We start from the raw sequence: 16,184 nt of genomic DNA on the forward strand, positions 1-16,184 counted from the left end.
CTAACGGCACACCTGCCAACGGCCCATGTCTACATGAAAGTGATCGCGGTGCGCAGCATTGTACTCCGGCCCCAGCACCGTGCTGAAGTGCTCGCACGCCGCCTGACGTACCTCACGCAAGAACATCGCCTTATCCCCGGTCCCCTGCCAGTCGCGCGCCAGGACGATGCGTTGGCCGTCCCGCAGACGAAAACCTGCAATGTCCAGGGCGTTGGCGCTGGCATGCTGGCTCAAGCGCCCTGCCTTGCGGTTGTAGACGTTGCGGCAGGCAAAGCTACCCAGGTGATCGACCTGCACCACCGACTGGCCCAGCACGCGCTGAGCCACCGGCTGCAGGCCGTGGCGCTCGAACAGGGCGTAGGCGACCGCCAGCGGGCAGCTGGCCAGGAAACTGCTGCTGAAGCGGGCCTGCCCACCTTCGATACGCCAGACATTGCTCAGTGGGCATTTGGCCGAGGCTGGGCTGTCAGCCTGCGCCCGGTAGCGCAGTTGACTGCTTTGAAGCGCCTGTTGGCAAAGCGCCGGGTCGTCGCGCAGACGCTTGAGCTTGAAGCCAGTCAGCCAGTTGGGCGGCTGGCTGACGTCCAAGGGGGCAAGCGGGTTCCACTGCGCAGGCGGGCGCCAGCCCAGGTGCCACGCCTGGCCGGCGGCCAGCACCAGCACGCCCAGAAGCAGCAGAACGACTTTCATCCGCGGCGGAACAGCTCATTGAGCTGATCGAACGGCAAGGCCTGCTCGGCGTAGCCAAACGTACCCTGTTCACGGATTTCCTGCGCAGCCCGCTGTAAGGCGCCAAAGGCCGCACGCGCCATCGACGAACCGACGCTAACGCGCCGTACACCCAGGTCCTGAAGCTGGTTGACGCATAACGGCACCCCCGCCATGCCCATCAGCACGTTCACTGGGCGAGGCGCCAGCGCCTGCACCACTGCCCGCACTTCCTCGGCCGTACGCAGCCCAGGGGCGTAGAGCACATCGGCGCCCGCCTCGGCGAAAGCCTGCAGGCGCTCGATGGTGTCGTCCAGGTCCTGGCGCCCGTGCAGCAGGTTTTCCGCGCGCGCGCACACGGTGAAGGGAAAAGGCAGACTGCGCGCCGCCTGCACGGCAGCACGAACACGCTCCACCGCAAGGCCCTTGTCGTAGATAGGTGAGGCGGCGCGGCCACTGGCGTCCTCGATGGAGCCACCGACCAGCCCTGCCTCAGCAGCGCGCAGAATGGCCTGGGCGCAATCCTCGGGCAGATCCCCGAAGCCGTTCTCAAGGTCCGCAGCCACTGGCAATGCGGTGGCGTCGACGATTTCGCCTGCGTTGTCCAGCACGTCATCGAGGCTTAGCGCCCCTTCGGCATCCGGGCGCCCCAGGCTGAAGGCAAGCCCGGCGCTGGTGCTGGCCAAGGCCTCGAAACCCAGGCTGGCCAGCAGCTTGGCTGAACCGGCGTCCCAGGGGTTGGCCATGACGAAGGCGCCATCGCGTTGATGCAAGGCCTTGAAGGCTTCGGCTCGCAGGGTTTGCACATCCATGATCAAGCACTCCGGCAATGGGGGAAGAAATCAGAGCAGGCCCAGCTGTTCGACCTCCGGCGCTCGCGGCAATTCCGGCAGTGCGGCCAGCCCGGGCAGGCGTAACATGAGCCGCTGGTGGAAACGTTGCGCCAACGCGGCCGCCAGGCGGTTGTCAGCAGTGTGCAAGAAGATGTACGGGCTGCGCCCCTCTTCGATCCACGCAGCCAGCTTGTCCACCCAAGGGGTCAGGAAGGGTTCGTTGTACTCAAGCGCCGGATGGCCGATGAAGCGCACCTGCGGACGCTGACTGAACGCGGCTGGTCGCGGCGGAACGTTGGGCTTCTTGGACTGGGCATGCACGATGGCGGGGTCAGTGGAGGTACAGCTGAACAGCGCCCTGGGATCGAGACACACCCGCTCGACACCCAAGTCGGCCAGCAGGCGGTTGAGCGCGCGTTCATCCTCGCCCTTGGCGAAGAACGCCGGATGGCGCACCTCCACTGCAACGTTTACACCCACCTGCTGCAGGAACTGGCTCAGCTCTGCCAGTCGCCCCGGGCCGTACGAAGCGGGCAACTGCAGCCAGTAAGGGGACACGCGCGGCCCGAGCGGCGCCATCAGGCGAATGAAGTCAAAGGCAGGTTCGAGATGGTCGCGCAGGTCGCCACCGTGGCTGATGTCGCGGGGGAACTTGGCCGTGAAGCGAAAATGCGCTGGCATCGTTGCCGCCCACCGGACCACCGTGGCAGGCGATGGCCTGGCATAGAACGTGGTATTGCCTTCGACGGCATTGAAGACCTGGCTGTACAGCCCAAGCATCTGCGCGGCGCTGGCGTCGGCAGGGTACAGGTACTCACGCCAGGCGTTTTCGCTCCACGAGGGGCAGCCAATGAAATAGGGGATGGACGGCAGGCTCATCCGTCAAATGTACAGGTCGAGCCCCAGTACTTCCATGTCCCAGTCGGTAAAGCCCGCTGTGCTCAGGTAACTGGCAAGTGCCGAGGCGGTGCGCCGGTCACGGGCGCGGGGGAACACCATGTCCTGCTGACGGGCTGGCAGCGTCCCGGTACGGCGACGAGCAGCAGGCTCCTGGGCTGCCATGGCGACCTCTTCCACCAGTTCGCCATCATCCGCCACGTCATCATGCACCGCTGCCTTGCGCGGCGTACGCTTGATCGGAAAGGACTGTGATGAGAAACCGTCGACACGCATGGCATGAGCACCCAGGACCAATGATGGCAATTTAGCAGCATTGATGGCCCGCCGCTAATGCTCGATTGAGAACTTGACCACACTTTATGCAAAAGGTTGTAGCACTATCGAGCGCGCCCGACGAACAGCCTTACTGCTTTTTGGGCGTTGCCACGTTATCGCGCAGGTAAATCGGCTGAGCCTGCTCAGCTGCGATGGCTTCACCCCGGGCCCAGGCAAAGCGCGCCAGGCTCAGCACATCAAGGGCACTGGGCAAGGCCGAGGGGTCGCTTGCGTCAGCAGTGACCGCCAGGCGCTCGGCATAGCCCCAACCCGTACCTGCTCCGAACCATAGTCCTTGCGCCCCTGCTGGCAACGCCACACGTTCGGGTGGCAGCACCGCTTCAGCGCCTTGCAGGCGCATTTCCCCGGCTATGGCCTGATAGCAGCCCCAGTACACTTCGTCCATACGCGCATCGATGGCGGCGGCCACTTGCTGGGCACCCTGTTGACGCAGTGCGCCCTGGGCCAGCGCTGCGAGATTGGACACCGGCAACACGGGCCGCTCCAGGGCAAAAGCCAGCCCCTGCACCACGCCGATGGCAATGCGCACACCAGTGAACGCACCCGGGCCACGGCCGAACGCAATGGCATCGACCGTGCCCAGGGCTACGCCGGATTCGGCCAGCAGTTGCTTGATCATTGGCAGCAACTTCTGAGCATGCATGCGTGGGATCACCTCGTAATGGCTGGTTACCTCACCGTTATGCAGCAGTGCAACGGAACAGGCTTCGGTGGCGGTATCCAGGGCCAACAAGGTGGTCATCGAACAGGTATCCAGGTGTGAGTGGGAAAGAGCGCGAGTATAGAGCAGCCGCGCCTTCGTGTCCCAAAGGGCCGCCGTGTGGGCTGCCGGGGATGCGCCCACACCGCACAAGGCCAAAAACGACAACGGCCCGCAAGCGGGCCGTCGTTCAATGACAACGTGCCGATCAGCTCAGCGCGGCCAGTACCTTGGCAGTGATCGCTTCTACCGAGCCCACACCTTCGATGTGGCTGTACTTGGGCTTGCCATCGTTGGTCGCCGACAGCTTCTGGTAGAAGTCTACCAGTGGCTTGGTCTGGCTGTGGTAGACCGACAGGCGATGGCGAACGGTTTCTTCCTTGTCATCATCGCGCTGGATCAGGTCTTCGCCAGTGACATCGTCCTTGCCTTCGATTTTCGGCGGGTTGTACTGGACATGGTAGGTACGGCCCGAGGCCAGGTGCACACGACGGCCTGCCATGCGGCCAACGATCTCTTCGTCGTCCACGGCGATCTCGACCACGGCATCAATGTCCACGCCTGCAGCGACCATGGCCTCTGCCTGCGGGATAGTGCGCGGGAAACCGTCGAACAGGCAGCCGTTGGCGCAATCAGGCTGGGCGATGCGCTCTTTGACCAGGCTGATGATCAACTCGTCGGAGACCAGTTGGCCGGCATCCATGACTTTTTTCAGCTCCAGGCCCAGGGGCGTGCCGGCCTTGACCGCCGCACGCAGCATGTCACCGGTGGAGATCTGTGGAATACCGAACTTCTCGGTGATGAACTTTGCCTGAGTACCTTTACCGGCCCCGGGAGCTCCCAGCAGAATTACGCGCATCTTGTGCTCCTCAAATTTTTGTATGCAATTCAATGGATTCGGCAACCAGGGCCAAGTCCGGAAATTAGGTATGACCATGAATCGGTCAGAAGGCTGCTCAAGATACACAGCGCCTGCCAGCCCGACAAGCGTCCCAAAGTTGCATGAATGCACCACTTCAGGTCGAGCGGGTCAGTGGTTGCGCCCAGCGCAACCCCCGTGCCGTCGCTGTTCGATGCACCCCTGCACCTTTCTGAAGCAGCCCCGCCCCCTCCCCTCAACCGGTGTTGCGCAGCCCCGCGGCGATACCGGCGATGGTCACCAGCAACGCCTGCTCCAGCGGGCTGTCCAGAGCGGCCTGGCGGTCACGCGAACGCGCCAGCAGTTCTGCCTGTAGCCGATGCAGCGGGTCCAGGTAGGTATTGCGCAGGCGGATGAATTCCAGGGTTTCGGGGCTATGCGCCAGTAGCACCTGCTGCCCGGTCAGGCTCAGCACGACCTGGCACGACTGCGACAATAGGTCGCGCAGCTGTGTACCTAAAGGTAGCAGGTGCGGTTGCACCAGACGTTGGTCGTAGGCCTCTGCAATTTGGGCATCGGCTTTGGCCAGGACCATCTCCAGCATGTCGATGCGCGTGCGGAAGAACGGCCACTGCTCGCGCATCTGCGCAAGCAACGGGCCCTGCCCGGCAGCCAGCGCGTTGTTCAGTGCCGTCTCCCAACCCAGCCAGGCTGGGAGCATCAGTCGAGTCTGGGTCCAGCCGAAGATCCAGGGGATGGCGCGCAGGCTTTCGATACCGCCGGCACGTCGCTTGGCCGGGCGACTGCCCAGCGGCAGGCGCCCCAACTCCTGCTCGGGGGTCGACTGGCGGAAGTACTCGACGAAGTCCGGGTGCTCACGCACCACGTCGCGGTAGGCCTTGACCCCATCGGCAGCCATCTGATCCATGAGGTCGCGCCAGGCCGGCTGCGGGGGCGGCGGTGGCAGCAGCGTGGCTTCGAGCACGGCGGCCAGATACAGGTTGAGGTTCTGCTCGGCAATGCCAGGCAAGCCGAACTTGAAGCGGATCATCTCCCCCTGTTCGGTGGTGCGGAACCGCCCGGCGACCGAACCCGGCGGTTGCGACAAAATGGCGGCGTGAGCCGGGCCGCCGCCGCGCCCCACCGTACCGCCCCGGCCATGGAACAGCAGCAACTCGACCTGGTGCTCGGCGCAAATGCGCACCAGGCTTTCCTGGGCGCGGTACTGGGCCCAGGCCGCGGCCGTGGTGCCCGCATCCTTGGCCGAATCGGAATAGCCGATCATGACCTCCTGAGGGCCATGCAGGCCGGCGCGATAACTGGGCAGCGCCAGCAGACGCTGCATCACCGGGCCCGCGTTATCCAGGTCAGCCAAGGTTTCGAACAGCGGCACCACCCGCATCGGACGGGTCAGGCCGGTTTCCTTGAGCAGCAATTGCACCGCCAGCACGTCCGACGCAGCACCTGCCATCGAAATCACGTACGAGCCCAGCGAGGCGCCTGGCGCCGCGGCGATCTCCCGGCAGGTGGCCAACACCTCGGCCGTCTCGTCCTGAGGCTCGAAGTGGGCTGGCAGCAGCGGCCTACGGTTGGCCAGCTCCTGTTCCAGGAAGTCGATACGCTGTTCCTCATCCCAGTCGGCATACCGGCCCATGCCTAGGTACTCGGTGATTTCGCTCAGCGCATCACGGTGACGCGCGGCGTCTTGGCGCACGTCCAGCCTGACCAGGAAGAGGCCGAAGGTCACGGCCCGGCGCAGGCAGTCCAGCAGCGGGCCATCGGCGATGATGCCCATGCCGCAGTCATGCAGCGACTGGTGACACAATTGCAACGGTGCAACCAGCTCGCGGTTGTCCACCAGCACGTCAGGCCCAGGCGGTACGTTGGCAGACAGTGCCGAATGGGCCCAGCTGCGAGTTGCCCGCAAGCGCTCGCGCAGTTGCTTGAGCAGCGCACGGTAAGGCTCCGGGCTGTCGCCCACGTGCTCGCGCAAGGCCGTACTGGCCTGTTGCATGGAAAGCTCGGCCGCCAGCGCATCGATATCGCGCAGGAACAGGTCCGCTGCCATCCAACGCGCCAGCAGCAGGACTTCCCGGGTGACCTTGGCGGTAACATTGGGGTTGCCGTCCCGGTCGCCGCCCATCCACGAAGCGAAGCGGATGGGGGCCGCCGTCAGTGGCAGCCGCTGGCCGGTCGCCTCCTGCAGGGCGTGATCGACTTTGCGCAGGTGGTTGGGGATGGCGTGCCACAACGAGTGCTCGATCACGGCGAAGCCCCATTTGGCCTCATCCACGGGCGTGGGGCGTGTACGGCGGATTTCCTCGGTATGCCAGGCCTCGGCAATCAGACGGCGCAAGCGGTCGCGGATCTGCGCGGTTTCGGCGGGGGTCAGGTCGCGATGATCCTGGGCAGCCAGCTGGGCGGCGATGGCGTCGTACTTCTGGATCAGGGTACGCCGCGAGACTTCGGTAGGGTGCGCAGTGAGCACCAGCTGGATATCCAGGCCAGCCAACTGCCGCGCCAGGTCCTGATCGTCATGGCCGGCCTGCTTGAGGCGGGCCAGCAGCTCCGGCAGCACGCGGGCCTCGAAGGGCTCGGGCTGGTCGGCATCGCGGCGTCGTATCAACTGGTATTGCTCGGCCATGTTGGCCAGGTTGAGGAACTGGTTGAATGCCCTGGCCACCGGCAACAGTTCGTCATCGTCCAGATCACCCAAGGTCGAGCTGAGCTCTTCGCCGGCATTGCGTCGATCAGCTTTCGCGCTGTGACGAATATCCTCGATCTTCTGCAAAAATTCATCGCCATACTGGTGACGAATCGTGTCGCCGAGCAGCTCTCCCAGCACATGGACATCTTCACGCAAACGCACATCGATATCGGTCATTGGCCCTCTCCGTGGCGCAGCTCAAGCGCCTGGCATGCCTTGTTAGGCTCATCGCGCTGCCTGTGAGGCCGCGACCTCATGCCAGAGTGCCAAGAGCAAGGCGGCGATGGCAAGCCATGCACACCCAAAGCAAACTAATGTGGATGCTCACCACTCTCATGCCTTGCGTGCCCTAGCAGGCGCTAACAGAGGTCATCATGAAAATTCGTGAACTCGCCCAGCACTGGGAACAGAACGCGGCCGGCACCCTCAGCCGTACCGAACATGTGTTGCACCTTGATCTGGAGTCCGAAGCGCGCCTGGCGGCGCTCATCGACATGTACCCCAAGCGAACCGCCGAAGCGCTACTTGGCGAACTGGTCGGTGCGGCGCTGGAGGAGCTGGAGGCAAGCTTCCCCTATGTCCAGGGACGCCAGGTCATCGCCACCGATGAAGAGGGTGATCCCTTGTACGAAGACGTAGGGCCCACGCCCCGCTTCCTCGCACTTTCGCGTCAGCATTTGCATGCGCTGAACGGGGCGGGGGGAGATGAGAAATGACCGTCGCCCGACCAAGACTTCGGTTGCTGGCCGTAGCGAAAACCGCTTGGGCAGGCAAAAGTTCCGCTGAATTTCAGCTGACCGATTAGTCAGAAAGAGTTACTCGTAATCTGGACTTTTTACTGAACTATTCGAAAATTCTTCCAGTCGGAGCCAATAGCCATCACGCTAAAACCCTGCACACCGGTACTTGTGCGCCATTCAGCTGAAGCGCATGAAAACGGTCCGGGGAATGAGCGATGGACTGCTACGGACATCGTCATTATCAGGAGTGATCCAATGGAGCTGACCACCATGAAAACCCGCACTGTCAAACCTTCATCCACTTACGTGCGCGGGTTCAAGCTGGCCGCGCTGGCCCTGGGCAGTAGCCTGGTCCTGGCTGGCTGTGCAGGCAACCCGCCAACCGAACAGTATGCTGTGACCCAGTCCGCCGTGAACTCTGCCGTCAGCGCAGGCGGCACCGAGTACGCTGCTGTCGAAATGAAAGCAGCTCAGGACAAGTTCAAGCAGGCCGAAATCGCCATGCATGACAAGAAGTACGACGAAGCCAAGCGTCTGGCCGAACAGGCCGAATGGGACGCGCGTCTCGCCGAACGTAAGGCCCAGGCGGCCAAGGCCCAGAAGGCCGTACAGGACGCCCGTCAAGGCGCCCAGGACGTACGTGAGGAAGGCCTGCGCAGCGCTCAATGAGCCCTGCCCTGTCTCCCTTAGCCTTCGCACTCGATCAAAGGATGAACACTATGCGCAAACACGTCATGATTCCCGCCCTCCTTGCCCTGAGCGTCGGTCTCGCTGCCTGCTCGCACGACCCGAACGCCAACCTGGAAGCGGCTCGCACCAACTTCTCTTCCCTGCAGAGCGATCCGCAGGCCAGCAAAGTGGCTGCCCTTGAAACCAAGGACGCCCAGGACTGGCTGAACAAGGCTGACAAAGCCTACATGGACCGCGAAGACGAGCAGAAGGTCGACCAACTGGCCTACCTGACCAACCAGCGTGTTGAAGTGGCCAAGCAGACCATCGCCCTGCGCACTGCTGAAGGCGACCTGAAAAACGCCGCCGCGCTGCGCGCACAGGCCAAGCTGGACGCCCGTGACGCCCAGATCGCCAAGCTGCAGCAAAGCCTGAACGCCAAGCAGACCGAGCGCGGCACCCTGGTAACCTTCGGCGACGTGCTGTTCGACTTCAACAAGGCTGAGCTCAAGAGCAATGCCTACCCGAACATCACCAAGCTGGCTCAGTTCCTTCAGGAAAACCCTGAGCGCAAAGTGATCGTCGAGGGTTACACCGACAGCGTCGGCTCGGCCAGCTACAACCAGTCCCTGTCCGAGCGTCGCGCCGGCAGCGTACGCATGGCACTGGTCCGCGCAGGTGTAGACCCAGCGCGCATCGTTGCCCAGGGCTATGGCAAGGAATATCCTGTAGCGGATAACTCCAGCAACTCGGGCCGCGCCCAGAACCGTCGTGTGGAAGTGACCATTTCCAATGACAACCAGCCAGTTGCACCGCGTTCTTCGATGAAGTAACGCTGCACGGCAGGAACAAGAACCCCGCGCTGGAGCGTCCCTCCAGCGCGGGGTTCTTTTTTGGTGCTACCGGTTAGCCAAGTAGGCCCTATCGCACCTGCTGCGGCGTATCGGCGCCCACGCAGCGTACGGCGCGCTTGCGGCTGTCGACGAGCACGCCACTGAGGCCTTTTTGCTGGGTGTCGAACAGTACCAGCACGCCATCGGCGCACTGGGCTACCTGCGCTGCCGGCTCCAGTGACACCTTGTAGTCTTTGCCCGGTACCGTCTTGAGCATGGTGAAATCCTGCAGCAACAAGGCATCCTCAGGCTTGGCGAAGTGCAGGTAGCCGTAGTACCACAGGGCCCCCACCGTCACGATAATGCTGCCGACTCCTGTCAGGATCAGCGGTATGGCGTTGCGTTCTTCGCTCATTGCGGGTTCTTCTCGTCATAGGCATTGGGCACTTCGGCGAGCCGCCGCAGGCCGGTGAAGTGGCTGGGGTCATCCAGAAAACGCAGCATCACTTCACGCCAGGTAGGGTCGGCGAACGTCTGCACGTGTCCACCTCGGGTCAACTGCAGCACCCGTGGAGGGGGTGCCTGCTGATACAGGCGGATGACGTTGTTCATGGGCACCAGGTCATCATCGATGCTGTGGAAAAAGAGCTTGGGCGGGCTGGTCAGCTGCCCGACGGAGTCGATGGCGCTATCGGCATCGGGCACCAGCCAGGACAACGGCACCTGAAGCGGCCAGGTCATCCACGAGGTGCTCAAGGCGTATCGGCCCACCGCCCGGTAGCTGGCCGGAACGCCGTCGAACACCAGAGCGCTGAAGCGTTCGCGCTGCTCGGGATGGGCGGCCAGGTAGTGGATGGCCATGGCACCGCCCAGGCTCTGCCCCAGCAAGACCAGGGGTTTGCCCTTGACCTGCGGAGACTGGTCGAGCCAGGCCATGGCGGCGGCGATATCCTGATAGACCTCAGGTAGCCGCGGCTTGCCATCGGACAGGCCGTAGCCTCGGTAGTCGATCATCAGCACTTGGTAACCCTGCTCCGGCAACCAGTAGCTGCCGCCCAGGTGACCGGGCAGATTGCCCCCATTACCGTGCAGGTGCAGTACCGTGCCCTTGACCGCCACACCTGGCTTGGCCGGCAGCCACCAGGCATGCAGGCGTACACCGTCGGCGGCGACCAGGGTGACATCGCTGTAGGCGAGCCTGGCGCGCTCTGGCGTGAACGCTTGGCCCCGCTCAGGGTAGAACAGCAAGCCGCTGCACCCGCCCAGCAGCACCAGCACCATGCCCGCCGTCAGCAGGCGGAGCCCGTCAAAGGATATTCGCGTAGTCGGTTTCAATACGGTCCAGGCTCAAGTGGTTGAGGAAGTTGGAAAAGCACATCCAGGCCGACAAGGCGTTCAAGTCGCGGAATTGCTCAGGCAGGTACTTGGGCGGCTCCACCAGGCCCTCCTCGACAAGCTGGCGCAGGGTGCGCATGTCTTCGAGGGTGGTCTTGCCACAGAACAGCAGCGGTATCTGCTCCAGCTTGCCCTTCTTCACGGCCAACTGAATGTAGTTGTAAACCATGATGAAGCCCTTGAGGTAGGACAAGTCCTTGGTGAATGGCAAGCCATTGGGCACCGACCCACGGAATACCCGGCTGGCATTGCTGTAGCTCTGCCCCATGTCGAAGCCCTGCTCCTGGAAGAACCGGTACACCTGCATGAAGTCCGCACCGTCCTCGACCATGTGTATGGCGCGGGTGCGGTTGGTCAGTTTGCGCAGGCGGCTGGGGTAGGAGGCGAAAGCGATGACTTCCATCAGGATGGCCAGGCCTTCCTGGGTCACCGTCGAGGACGGCGGGCCCTTGGCCAGGAACGTGCAGATAGGCTGGTTCAGGCCATTGAGGGTAGTGCCCACGTGCACCAACCCCTCGTGCACTTCCAGGGCCCGTACATCGCGCGCGTTGAACATGGCATCGGCACGCACCTTGATGTAGTCGGCACCGGCGGCGGCATCGGCCACGATACCGTCGGACTCGAACACGCGAATGGTCCCCTCGGCTTCACCGAACACCTTGTTCAACCGGCACTGGAGGATTTCCACCGCCTGCTTGGCCGTCAGGTCCTTCGGCTCGTCCTTGAGGTCACCGCGTCCATCGATGTTGTTCAGGTAGTCCGACAGCATCAGGCCAAGGTCGGCCAGGGTCGGGTCACCGGCATGGAAAACATCGGAGGCAGCGCCGTACAGCTCCTGGGAAATCAGACCGAAATCTTGCGTACCCCTGGCCTCGAGCATGCGCACGACCATGCGGTACTCGCGGCACATGCGTTTCATGATCTGCCCCACGGGGCTGAACTGGCCAAGCTGGCGAATGATGTCACGCTCGATGGCCTGGAACTCCGCCTTCACAGCGCTGGAGTCGAACCCCAGTGAGCGCGCCTGGTAATAGGCACGGTCCACGGCAGGCGGGATCTTGCCCTTGGCCTCGAAGAAGCCGCGACGGATGCCATCGTCCCACTTGACTGCATCGAGCACGCGAATCGGCGTTTGCGCAGCCACGATGCGGTCGGAGAGTGCGCGAATGGTTTGCTGGTACTCGTCCACAAAGAAATCCTTATCGGCCATCAGGCCAAGCCATGTCCCGCTCGTGTCGGCCGACTCAAGTGTCGAGCAGCCGAGGCGAGAGTGCGCCCTTGGCGCATCCGCGAATCACCAGAGACTTGCCCTGTCACTGGCCAGCGCGTTTGAAGCGCACTGCCTCCACGAACAGGTCCGAATTCGCTGGGTCGTTGAGGTAGGCCAGGACACGCGCTGGTGGGCTGTCGACCAGCAGACCCTCGCCGTTGTCCTGCGCCACCTCGGTGCTGTGCCCGCTCAATTCATTGCTGTCCACGGCCTGCTGCACTTGCTGCAGATCGAGGTTATAGACCACCAGCTCCTTGCCATCGACGATATCGAAACCACCGATCACGTAGTTGCCGCCCAGGTCGCCAGGCACTCGCGCCGACAGGTACCAGCGGTTACCCTGCTGGGCCACATTGAATACATAGGTTTGGGCAGATTTGCCCTTGGGTGTGGCCACCGCTTTGTAGGCACCTGCGTCGGCACGCGTGATGACCAGCTTCAGCGGCTCGCCCCAGGCGTTCTTGGTGGTCCAGCTGCCCACCAGCCCCTTGGGGGCCGAGGACTTACCGGGTAGCGGTTCGGAAAAGGTCACCAGACAACCGCCCAGCATCAGGAATGACAGCGTCAACAGCACCACACGCCAGGCTTTCATCAGGTTTCTTCCTCGAAAAGGTCGGGCTCAAGCCGACGCCAGCACCAACTGCAAGTATCGGGTAAGCATCGCCAGCATCGGCCCATCGGCCTGCGCCTCGGCGTGCTTGAGCAGGCCCTGATATTCCATCTGCTCGATAATCGCCGTCAACATCTGTGCATCCTGTTCGGGCTGTCGCGAGCCAACGACCTGCAGCAGTTGGCGCGTACCGTGCAGCAGAATCTGCTCGTGAGCACAGACCAGCTCGGCCAGGCGTGGGCACAGCAGCGCTTCCTGGCGAAACGCCTGCTCGGCCATCATGAAATCGCGGCGGGTGAGCAGTTGGCGCTGCACGTAATCGGCCGTCATGCGCGCCACTTCATCGGCCAGTTTTGCCCGTGCCTGGGGACTGCCGTCACCTTGGGCCAGCAGTTGGCGCAACACTGCTTCGGTGTTGAGCCAGAGCTTGGCCATGTAGGCGGCGCTGCGTTCGACGTACTGGGCGAACGTGTCGGTGAGCAGGTCCTCGATGTCCTTGAAGTAGTAGGTGGTGGCCGACAGCGGCACCCCTGCCTCTGCGGCGACGGCACGGTGTCGCACGCCCCGCACGCCATCGCGCACCACGATGCGCATGGCGGCGTCCAGAATCAGTTGGCGACGCTGCTCACTGCCTTGCCGGGCCGTCTTGCGGCCCTGGTAGCGCACGCTTTCGGCAACGGCAGTGGCGATGCCTGCAGCCCCTTGTTGAGCCATGGCGGTTGTCATGGAGTACCTCATGTACGGTGTCTGGTCGGAGCATGCCCGTTCGCGTCCGATCTGCCCCCAGGCGTTGGAATCGCAGATTGCTTCGCAGGCGCTTGGATCGCGAGCGGGCCGGTAATGACAACATAATGCTTCAGGCAAGAAAAAGCCGCCTGAAAAGGCGGCTTTTTCGACTTCACTCAGCCCTGCGGACGCATGTGCGGGAACAGGATCACATCGCGGATCGATGGCGAGTTGGTCAGCAGCATCACCAGGCGGTCGATGCCGATGCCCTCGCCCGCCGTTGGCGGCATGCCGTATTCCAGCGCGCGCACGAAGTCGGCGTCGTAATGCATGGCCTCGTCGTCACCGGCATCCTTCTCGGCCACCTGGGCCAGGAAGCGCTCGGCCTGGTCTTCGGCATCGTTGAGCTCGGAGTAGGCGTTGGCGATTTCGCGCCCGCCGATGAACAGTTCGAAACGGTCGGTCACCGCAGGGTTCTCGTCGTTGCGACGGGCCAGCGGCGAGACCTCGAACGGGTACTCGGTGATGAAGTGCGGCTGCTCCAGCTTGTGCTCGACCAGCTCTTCGAAAATCATCACCTGCAGCTTGCCCAGGCCTTCATGGCCCAGCACCTTCGCACCGGCCTTGCGAGCGATGTCGCGGGCGCGGTCGACATCCTGCAGATCGGCAGCGGTGAGCTCCGGGTTGTACTTGAGGATCGAGTCGAACACCGACAGGCGCACGAAGGGCTCGCCGAAGTGGAAGACCTTGTCACCGTACGGCACATCGGTAGATCCCAGCACCAGCTGCGCCAGCTCGCGGAACAGTTCCTCGGTGAGGTCCATGTTGTCGCGGTAGTCGGCGTAGGCCTGGTAGAACTCGAGCATGGTGAACTCGGGGTTGTGGCGCGTCGAAACCCCTTCGTTGCGGAAGTTGCGGTTGATTTCGAAGACCTTCTCGAAACCACCGACGACCAGACGCTTGAGGTACAGCTCAGGCGCGATACGCAGGAACATGGCCATGTCCAGCGCATTGTGGTGGGTTTCGAACGGCTTGGCCGCTGCACCGCCCGGGATGGTCTGCAGCATCGGCGTCTCGACTTCGAGGAAGTCGCGCTCGATGAGGAACTTGCGAATGTGCGAGATGACCTGGGAGCGCACGCGGAAGGTGTGGCGTGTCTCTTCGTTGACCATCAGGTCGACGTAGCGCTGGCGGTAGCGCTGCTCGGTGTCGGTCAGGCCGTGGTGTTTGTCGGGCAGCGGACGCAGCGACTTGGTCAGCAGGCGCACCTGGGTCATTTCGACGTACAGGTCACCCTTGCCCGAGCGAGCCAGGGTGCCCTCGGCGCTGATGATGTCGCCCAGGTCCCAGGTCTTGACCGCAGCCAGGGTTTCTTCGGGCAGGGTCTTGCGGTTGACGTAGACCTGGATGCGGCCGGTCATGTCCTGGATGACCATGAACGAGCCACGGTTGAGCATGATGCGGCCCGCCACCTTGACCGGGATCGCGGCTGCTTCCAGCTCTTCCTTGGTCTTGTCCGCGTACTGTTTCTGCAGGTCGTTGCAGTAGCTGTCGCGACGGAAGTCGTTGGGGAAGGCATTGCCCTTGGCGCGTTCTGCTGCAAGCTTTTCCTTACGCAGGGCGATCAGGGCGTTTTCTTCCTGTTGCAGGTCTTGCGATTCGGTCTTCAGGTCGCTCATGTCGTCTTTGTTTCCATCAGGTATTCGTTGCCCTTGGCGGGCAGGGCGCGCGCTACCGGCACGAGGCCGGTGGCGCGGCGATAGGGTGTGGCTTACAGCCCCTGTTTGAGGCTCGCTTCCAGGTACTGGTCAAGGTCACCGTCCAGCACTTTCTGGCAGTCGCTGCGTTCCACGCCGGTACGCAGGTCCTTGATGCGCGAGTCGTCCAGCACGTACGAGCGGATCTGGTGGCCCCAGCCAATGTCCGACTTGCTGTCTTCCAGCGCCTGCGAGGCCGCATTGCGTTTCTGCATCTCCAGCTCGTACAACTTGGCCCGCAGCATTTTCATGGCGGTGTCCTTGTTGGCATGCTGGGAGCGTTCGTTCTGGCACGCCACCACGGTGTTGGTCGGCACGTGGGTGATACGCACTGCCGAGTCGGTGGTGTTCACGTGCTGGCCGCCGGCGCCCGAGGAGCGGTAGGTGTCGATGCGCAGGTCCGACGGGTTGATCTCGATTTCGACCTTGTCGTCGATTTCGGGCGAGACGAACACGGCCGAGAACGAGGTGTGGCGGCGGGCGCCGGAGTCGAACGGGCTCTTGCGCACCAGGCGGTGCACGCCGATCTCGGTGCGCAGCCAGCCGAAGGCATATTCGCCCTTGATGTGCACGGTGGCGCCCTTGATGCCAGCCACTTCGCCCTCGGAGAGTTCGATGATGGTGGCGTCGAAACCACGCTTGTCGGCCCAGCGCAGGTACATGCGCAACAGAATGTTGGCCCAGTCCTGCGCCTCGGTCCCGCCGGAGCCGGCCTGGATGTCGAGGTAGGCGTTGTTCATGTCCATCTCGCCGCTGAACATGCGACGGAACTCGAGCTGGGCCAGGTTTTCTTCAAGGCCATGCAGTTCGGTCACGACGTCGCCGACAGCGCCCTCGTCGCCCTCTTCGACGGCCATGTCCAGCAGGTCCTTGCAATCGGCCAGGCCGTTGGACAGCTTGTCCAGCGTCTCGACGACCTGCGCCAGCATGGACCGCTCACGGCCCAGGGCCTGGGCGTACTCGGGCTTGTTCCAGACGTTGGGGTCTTCCAGCTCGCGATTGACTTCGATCAGGCGGTCATGCTTGAGATCGTAGTCAAAGATACCCCCGAATGGACTGGGAGCGGTCGGAGAGGTCCTTGATGGTGTTCAGGATCGGTTGGATTTCCATGGGCAGGCTACTCGTGCGAATTCGGTGAAAA

At 63.1% G+C, this 16,184-nt stretch carries 17 protein-coding genes; 3 read left to right on the forward strand and 14 right to left on the reverse strand.

Going from position 1 to position 16,184, the window contains the following annotated elements:
* The 7 genes from B2Y33_RS10800 to ppc form a co-directional block, all read right to left on the reverse strand.
* A complete protein-coding gene (locus B2Y33_RS10800) occupies window positions 1–690 on the reverse strand; it encodes an extensin family protein (protein ID WP_206405450.1) in 690 nt (229 codons plus the stop codon).
* Window positions 687–1,520 (reverse strand): isocitrate lyase/PEP mutase family protein, encoded by an 834-nt coding sequence (locus B2Y33_RS10805; RefSeq protein ID WP_028686900.1) that lies wholly within the window; start codon window positions 1,518–1,520, stop codon window positions 687–689. Before B2Y33_RS10805 ends, B2Y33_RS10800 begins: the two co-directional genes overlap by 4 nt.
* A gap of 30 nt (window positions 1,521–1,550) precedes the next feature.
* Window positions 1,551–2,420 (reverse strand): DUF72 domain-containing protein, encoded by an 870-nt coding sequence (locus B2Y33_RS10810; RefSeq protein ID WP_027913850.1) that lies wholly within the window; start codon window positions 2,418–2,420, stop codon window positions 1,551–1,553.
* Window positions 2,421–2,423: 3 nt separating this feature from the next.
* Complete coding sequence (locus B2Y33_RS10815) at window positions 2,424–2,714, reverse strand: hypothetical protein (protein ID WP_049695516.1); 291 nt, start codon at window positions 2,712–2,714, stop codon at window positions 2,424–2,426.
* A gap of 130 nt (window positions 2,715–2,844) precedes the next feature.
* Window positions 2,845–3,519 (reverse strand): tRNA (adenosine(37)-N6)-threonylcarbamoyltransferase complex dimerization subunit type 1 TsaB, encoded by a 675-nt coding sequence (gene tsaB / locus B2Y33_RS10820; protein ID WP_206405451.1) that lies wholly within the window; start codon window positions 3,517–3,519, stop codon window positions 2,845–2,847.
* A gap of 166 nt (window positions 3,520–3,685) precedes the next feature.
* Entirely contained in the window at window positions 3,686–4,336 is a 651-nt protein-coding gene (gene adk / locus B2Y33_RS10825) for an adenylate kinase (protein ID WP_140174108.1), read from the reverse strand.
* A gap of 256 nt (window positions 4,337–4,592) precedes the next feature.
* Window positions 4,593–7,220, reverse strand: a complete 2,628-nt coding sequence (gene ppc / locus B2Y33_RS10830; RefSeq protein ID WP_027913846.1) for a phosphoenolpyruvate carboxylase — start codon at window positions 7,218–7,220, stop codon at window positions 4,593–4,595.
* Between the two features lie 197 nt (window positions 7,221–7,417).
* Here ppc and B2Y33_RS10835 point away from each other — a divergent pair, with 197 nt between their 5' ends.
* From B2Y33_RS10835 to B2Y33_RS10845, 3 genes are all read left to right on the forward strand, one after another.
* Window positions 7,418–7,759: a hypothetical protein gene (locus tag B2Y33_RS10835; protein WP_027913845.1), complete on the forward strand. Its 342-nt coding sequence runs from the start codon at window positions 7,418–7,420 to the stop codon at window positions 7,757–7,759.
* Between the two features lie 279 nt (window positions 7,760–8,038).
* Window positions 8,039–8,452: a DUF4398 domain-containing protein gene (locus tag B2Y33_RS10840; RefSeq protein ID WP_023534068.1), complete on the forward strand. Its 414-nt coding sequence runs from the start codon at window positions 8,039–8,041 to the stop codon at window positions 8,450–8,452.
* A 50-nt stretch (window positions 8,453–8,502) separates the two neighbouring features.
* A complete protein-coding gene (locus tag B2Y33_RS10845) occupies window positions 8,503–9,285 on the forward strand; it encodes an OmpA family protein (RefSeq protein WP_027913844.1) in 783 nt (260 codons plus the stop codon).
* Window positions 9,286–9,373: 88 nt separating this feature from the next.
* Here B2Y33_RS10845 and B2Y33_RS10850 read toward each other — a convergent pair whose 3' ends face one another.
* The 7 genes from B2Y33_RS10850 to prfB form a co-directional block, all read right to left on the reverse strand.
* A complete protein-coding gene (locus tag B2Y33_RS10850) occupies window positions 9,374–9,700 on the reverse strand; it encodes a hypothetical protein (RefSeq protein WP_206405452.1) in 327 nt (108 codons plus the stop codon).
* On the reverse strand, window positions 9,697–10,620 hold the full coding sequence (locus tag B2Y33_RS10855; RefSeq protein ID WP_206405453.1) for an alpha/beta hydrolase: 924 nt from the start codon (window positions 10,618–10,620) through the stop codon (window positions 9,697–9,699). The genes B2Y33_RS10850 and B2Y33_RS10855 overlap by 4 nt, the downstream gene beginning before the upstream one ends.
* Window positions 10,592–11,890 carry a flavohemoglobin expression-modulating QEGLA motif protein gene (locus tag B2Y33_RS10860; RefSeq protein WP_177438137.1) on the reverse strand — a complete coding sequence of 433 codons (1,299 nt, stop codon included), beginning with the start codon at window positions 11,888–11,890 and terminating at the stop codon, window positions 10,592–10,594. Before B2Y33_RS10860 ends, B2Y33_RS10855 begins: the two co-directional genes overlap by 29 nt.
* 103 nt (window positions 11,891–11,993) lie before the next feature.
* The gene (locus B2Y33_RS10865; protein WP_206405454.1) at window positions 11,994–12,542 is read right to left on the reverse strand and encodes a hypothetical protein; all 549 of its coding nucleotides are present in this window, start codon (window positions 12,540–12,542) and stop codon (window positions 11,994–11,996) included.
* Between the two features lie 27 nt (window positions 12,543–12,569).
* Window positions 12,570–13,274, reverse strand: a complete 705-nt coding sequence (locus B2Y33_RS10870; protein WP_027913840.1) for a TetR/AcrR family transcriptional regulator — start codon at window positions 13,272–13,274, stop codon at window positions 12,570–12,572.
* Between the two features lie 188 nt (window positions 13,275–13,462).
* Window positions 13,463–14,965 (reverse strand): lysine--tRNA ligase, encoded by a 1,503-nt coding sequence (gene lysS, locus B2Y33_RS10875; RefSeq protein ID WP_028686905.1) that lies wholly within the window; start codon window positions 14,963–14,965, stop codon window positions 13,463–13,465.
* A gap of 92 nt (window positions 14,966–15,057) precedes the next feature.
* A protein-coding gene (gene prfB / locus B2Y33_RS10880; protein ID WP_097223500.1) for a peptide chain release factor 2 occupies window positions 15,058–16,153 on the reverse strand; the annotation gives its coding sequence in 2 pieces (ribosomal slippage) (window positions 15,058–16,080 and window positions 16,082–16,153; 1,095 coding nt in all).
* Window positions 16,154–16,184: the final 31 nt, after the last annotated feature.

Source organism: Pseudomonas sp. UBA5666, from assembly GCF_002420785.1.
GTDB classification, from domain to species: Bacteria; Pseudomonadota; Gammaproteobacteria; order Pseudomonadales; family Pseudomonadaceae; genus Aquipseudomonas; species Aquipseudomonas fulva.